This window comes from Mesorhizobium sp. M7A.F.Ca.US.007.01.2.1 (assembly GCF_003998165.1).
Lineage (GTDB): Bacteria > Pseudomonadota > Alphaproteobacteria > Rhizobiales > Rhizobiaceae > Mesorhizobium > Mesorhizobium ciceri.
Genome location: NZ_RZQP01000337.1, coordinates 1 through 5106 on the forward strand (window position 1 = coordinate 1; position 5106 = coordinate 5106).

The 5106-nt window shown below is 57.9% G+C and carries 7 protein-coding genes; 4 read left to right on the forward strand and 3 right to left on the reverse strand.

The genetic code is table 11. The features are described 5' to 3' along the window. Window positions 1-69 precede the first annotated feature (69 nt). Window positions 70-378, reverse strand: a complete 309-nt coding sequence (locus EN949_RS32890; protein ID WP_127366490.1) for a hypothetical protein — start codon at window positions 376-378, stop codon at window positions 70-72. Window positions 379-435: 57 nt separating this feature from the next. Further along, on the reverse strand, window positions 436-783 hold the full coding sequence (locus EN949_RS32895; RefSeq protein WP_245459237.1) for a hypothetical protein: 348 nt from the start codon (window positions 781-783) through the stop codon (window positions 436-438). A gap of 265 nt (window positions 784-1048) precedes the next feature. Here EN949_RS32895 and EN949_RS32900 point away from each other — a divergent pair, with 265 nt between their 5' ends. The 3 genes from EN949_RS32900 (at window position 1049) to EN949_RS36255 (ending at window position 3260) form a co-directional block, all read left to right on the forward strand. Beyond that, entirely contained in the window at window positions 1049-1273 is a 225-nt protein-coding gene (locus EN949_RS32900; protein ID WP_127366491.1) for a hypothetical protein, read from the forward strand. Window positions 1274-2684: 1411 nt separating this feature from the next. Beyond that, a complete protein-coding gene (locus tag EN949_RS32920) occupies window positions 2685-2942 on the forward strand; it encodes a DUF982 domain-containing protein (RefSeq protein WP_127366493.1) in 258 nt (85 codons plus the stop codon). A 150-nt stretch (window positions 2943-3092) separates the two neighbouring features. Beyond that, window positions 3093-3260: a hypothetical protein gene (locus EN949_RS36255; protein ID WP_164755309.1), complete on the forward strand. Its 168-nt coding sequence runs from the start codon at window positions 3093-3095 to the stop codon at window positions 3258-3260. 384 nt (window positions 3261-3644) lie between these two features. On the opposite strand, the gene EN949_RS32925 is transcribed toward EN949_RS36255, so the two are convergent. Then, a complete protein-coding gene (locus EN949_RS32925; RefSeq protein ID WP_127366494.1) occupies window positions 3645-4706 on the reverse strand; it encodes a site-specific integrase in 1062 nt (353 codons plus the stop codon). Window positions 4707-4821: 115 nt separating this feature from the next. Here EN949_RS32925 and EN949_RS32930 point away from each other — a divergent pair. Further along, a partial coding sequence (locus EN949_RS32930; RefSeq protein WP_206534987.1) for a tRNA-dihydrouridine synthase occupies window positions 4822-5106 on the forward strand: 285 nt, incomplete at its 3' end.

Genomic DNA, 5106 nt, shown 5'->3' on the forward strand with positions numbered 1-5106 from the left:
AGGGTCAGCGGCCCGGAGGCAGCGCCGCGTGACCCGGCTCCAATCTGAGAGCCGGGTCCGGAGCCGGGATTAGTAGTCGTTGTTCTCGATCACGACGTGACGATGCCGGCGGTGCATCGGCCGGTCGTCCGAACGCTTAATGATGATGGTATCGGGACGATGATGTCTGCGCCAATGATGGCGATTGCCGTTGTCGTAAAAGGCTTCGGTGCCATGACGGCGATGATGGAGGCGAGCTCCGTCCTCATTGATGACGACAGCGTCCGCACGATGGTGATGGCGGTGCTGGTTCGTGGTGAGAACGATCGCATCTGCCGAGGCAATGGAAGGCGCGGCCAAGCAAAGTGCCAGCGCGCCCAGAATCAGGGTGGTTTTCATGTTCAACTCTCCAAGGAAGTAAGATGCCCTTCGGTCAATAAACAACGTTTGCACACTTTAGTTCCTGTCTGGATTGTTAGCCGGCACGACTCGGCGAGCCGCGTCGCTTCCCTTGAGGGTCTCTGGGAAAGAGCGGCAGATTTCACAGACCGATAGTTGCCCGGCTTCCAGATGAAAGGAAAGCCGCCGACGAATTGCTGAGTGGGTCGTCAGGGAACGCGTGGACGGTGGAACTGCGAGTTGCATCGCCGCCGCCTGCTCAACTTCGTTTGCCAGGTGATCAACCCGCTCCATGCGGTTAATGACGCGATCGTGGAGCATCTGCAGTCGCGCGTCGTGGTACATCAAACCGCGCAGATGCCCGTCAGAGTTGAGCGGTCGAACAGCACTGTCATAGCTCGGCATCCTGGGTTTCATCCCTTCCATTAGCAAACCATCATTTTCAGCTTTGGTTCCGATTGCCGAGAGGGGGATGCGTGAATACACGGTCGAGAATGGCGAGCAGCAAGCCCAGAGCGCGCATCAGGTCCCACGCGGGCGCGGATCAATGACGGCCGGCGCGTGGGCAATTATCCGATCACCCGCGCAGAAATCTATCAAATATTCCACTCCATAATGTGATTTGGTTTTTCAGCAGTTTCTCCCAATATGCCATTGGGAGGTATCGCTGATGGAACGCCTGTCGAAGTCCGACGACGTCATACAACAAGCCATAGACCAGGCTATTCAGGGCAAAATCGTCTCCCTTAAGAAGGCCCTCGCATTCATCCGAACGAAGCGCCCCGACCTAGAGGGCGAGCTGGACGAACTCGGCCACGACAACCCACTATGTGAAAAGGTGCTCCAAATCGCTGCGCAGACTGGGAAAGCCGTCCTCTTCGACCTGCACGATTAGACCAGCGCCCGTTGTTTAGCCTATCATATCAGCGGATCGCAATTCCGACCCGCATGGATCCATTTGTCCAACAATAAGTTATAGGCGCCAGGACTTAGGGGGGCTCCCTTGCGAAGCGCGACAAAGCCGGCAACAAGACCGTCGCCGACTCTCTTCAGGAACTGATCCGAAACGAAGACAACCGTCGTCAGGTTCGGAGGGCCTTCGGTTATAGCCGATTTCAGGCAGTCCAATCCGGGGAACCATTAAGGTCACTGAGGGTTGGGCTTTGTGCTAACCGTGCCGGCCGACCATGCAAGAACTGTCTACCGAGCAACAGCAGGCTATATCGCGTCTCATTCGGAATTGGATCACTTCTGAGACGCTGCGCCGGTACATCTTTCAACTGCTGAAACTCCCTGAAGATCCGGATCTATCCGAGGAGCAGCGGTCCAAGCTTGACGAACTGGATAAGACGCACAACGTATCGCCCCATGGAACCAAGGTACGAACTAAAGAGGGACCCGAAGGGATGGTCGGTGGTCGACCGACACACCGGCAAACCAGCCGAGCCCGAAGGTCTCCCGGCGGTCGGCCTGGGCGTCACCTACGCGACTGACTTGGTGATTCTCCTGAACGCCAACGATCTGAAGAGCAGGCTCTCCTACGGGCGATTCGCCTGACGGGTCAGCCGCGAGCTAACTTGACGCTTTGTAGGCTTCCAGTTCTTGATTTTTTAAAGAAACGCGCGAGAGGATCGCTTGATTGGGCCTTCTGTCTCGAGGGGGGTGGGATGGATGCTGAAGCGTCTGGTTGGCCTGCGCAGCGCACCGCTAGGGAACTGGTAAGCGACGTCCAAAGGGGTTTTCAAGAGGGGAACGTAGTCTCCGTAAAGGCGACCATTAACGGTGCCGAAGCGGGGGCTGCGTTCCCTTTAACGTGCGTGAAGCCTGATGCCCCCGGTCGGTTCATCCTCCGGTCACAGTAAAGACCACCATCGAGGGTGATGTCCGGCACAACATCAGCGACGTTCAAGCGGCAAGGGAACAACTCGTTCAGTGGACCAAAAGAGGCCCGAAATGGTATCTGGCGGCCGGTGCTTGCTTGGCCTCAATTGATGGCAAATTACCCCCACACGTGGCTCGCAGGGCGTTCATAGAGGCTGGTATCGAGGAAGGGACGCTTCTCTACGATCCTGAGGGTTGAAGAGGCTCATAAACGAACCCTAAATTACCCTCATTTTAGAGCAGCGGTATGACCTGAGGCGAGACCCAGACGGGACCTGGACGGTGTTCGACGTGTTCACCGGGCAGCCATTTTGGCCTGATGGTATGACAGCCGTTGGCCTTAACAGAGAATATGCCGACGATCTGGTCGACCTACTGAATGCCGAGGACCTGAAGAGCAGGCTTTCCTAGGGGTGGTTCACCTGATGGCCATCCACTGGTTCAACCCTCCGGTCCCCGTTAAGGGTGAGCGGTCTGGCATGATCTCCAACGTCAACAACGTCGAGGCAGCGGCCGAGCATCTCATCAGGTGGACCAACAAGGGTCCCCACTGGCGACGTGCGGTGAAGTGCTGCGTGGCCACTATCGAGGGCAATGCGACAGCCCAGGAGGCCAGGAGGTGCTTCAGGCTGGCTGCTATCGAGGAAGGGATGCTCCTCGCTGCGTATGAGCTGGACAACTGAGTACCTGGTCCCCCTAGGCCACACGCTGGGAGAAGAACTTCAGGGGTGCCTAGGTCAACGCTCAAGCTCCATCTTCTTTGTTTCGTCAGTGCCAACCTTCTCTTTAAGGTACAACCTCCTGGCATCCTCCAAGGTCGGGGCAGGGCACTGTTGACCTTGATCAAGGACAAGGGCGTGGATGAAGGCGCGGTCCGCCGCCTCTATCCCGACGGGATTGCCTCGGTCATCCACCGAATGTTTCTCAGCAATCTGCTCAGCGATCACTTCCCGAGCTATCATCCTCGTCCTCTGGACCGGTCCATTCGGAGTCGAGACTGAGCGCGCGAAGCCGTGCGCGGCTCAGCCTATGGTGCTCAAAGTCGGTCAAGGTGGGGTGCCAGCCAAGCTGCCTAGGTTGGCGCATCCTGCGGCCGCGACCAAAGGCGCAACTGCTGCTCTGCCCGAGCATGAACTTTGGGGTAAGCCTTCAGGGCTTGTTGTTCGGTCGCGGTGTATCTCTGGGGTAGTCCTTGGGTTCCAAGACTTTCTGAATTAAGTGGCTCCCCGGGCCGGATTTGAACCAGTGTTGGTTGCATCAACCCTTCCACCCCGCCTGTTTCTGACCGGTGCGAAATGGCGTGGCAGCACGAACGTAGCCGCGATCATTCATTGGCGGCGTTCGGCTCCCCCGAGAGTGCGGGCTGATACCGCCACTTGCGCCAACTACGCTGTCCTCGCTGCTTGGATAGTGTGAAGCATTTCGGGCTTGAGATGCGTATACCGCCGCAACATCTTCCAATCCTTGTGGCCCGTGACCAGAGCTACCTGTTCGATCTTGAATCCAGCTTCGAAGAGGCGGCTTGTTCCTTCATGCCGCAAGTCGTGAAAGTGAAGGTCGTGGATGCCCAAGTCAACGCATCCTCGACGGAAAGCGGTGCCGACTGACCTATGGTTGAACGGGAAAATTCGATCATCGTCATTGCTGCGCTTTGCGCGCTGCTCCTCAACTATGGCCCACGCATCGTATCCAGTTGCCGCGAACAGCGGTATGCGCTGATTGTTGCCCTTCTTGTGCCGAGGGTCTTTCCGGTCACGGATCAGAAGCATCCGCGTGCGCGTTTCCAGATCGGACCAACGTGCTTTGCAGATTTCCTCCTGGCGCATCGCGGTTGCGACGGCGAAACGTATGATCTGGCTAACCGGTGCAATCTGACGAGGGTTTGCATCGAAGTGGGCGATCAGCCTGTCCAACTCATCCTGGGTAGGCCGCCTGTCGCGCTCATGCCCTTTGCCAATAAGACCAAGCCGCTTTAGGGCGATACGCGCGAGATCCACCGGTTCGACTTTGACCGGCAGGCCGTGCACCGCAGCAGCGTGGGATAGGATGAGTTTTATCAGGCCGATGTCGATGCCGAGAGTCACCGGTCCGGCGCCTTGGGCGGCGCGATCGCGGCCGAAACGAATGAGCCGCTCGCGATCGAGAGCCGCCATATTGCACTTGCCAAGATGTCTTCGCAGCATGTCGAGTGTCGCGGCCTTGGAGCGGAGAGGGGACTTGCCTACATCGCACATGTCGTCGATATGAAGGTCGATGAGTTCGCCGAAGGTCTTCAGGCGCGCTACGCGGGACTTGGTCGGCGTCTCACCTCGATCGACCTGGCGCTCGGTTTCGGTGGCCCAACGCCGGGCGTCGTCTCGGCGCAGGAAGGTCTCGCTGACGTAGCGACCTTTGCGACGGACTTGGACACGCCAGGAACCGGACGGGAGTTTTGTGTAGGTGGCCATTTTTTCGTGTGCGCTCCGTGTGCACTGAGAGATCGAAACGTGGCGAAAAGGGTCGTATTCTGGCGTAAATTCGTGTGCACTCGTCAGGTTCTAAGGATTTGATGTTAAAGAAAAAATGCTGAGAAATCAAGATGATAGAATGGCCGTGGCCCCGATGATGGACTGGACGGACCGGCATTGCCGGTTCTTCCACCGTCAGCTGACGAGCCATGCGCTGCTTTACACCGAGATGGTGGTGGCCGACGCCGTCATCCATGGCGCACGCGAGCGTCTGCTCGGCTTCGATGCGTCAGAACATCCGGTCGCGCTGCAGCTCGGCGGCTCGGATCGCGAAAAACTTGCCGAGGCGGCGCGCATCGGCGAGGCCTTTGGCTATGACGAGATCAACCTCAATGTCGGC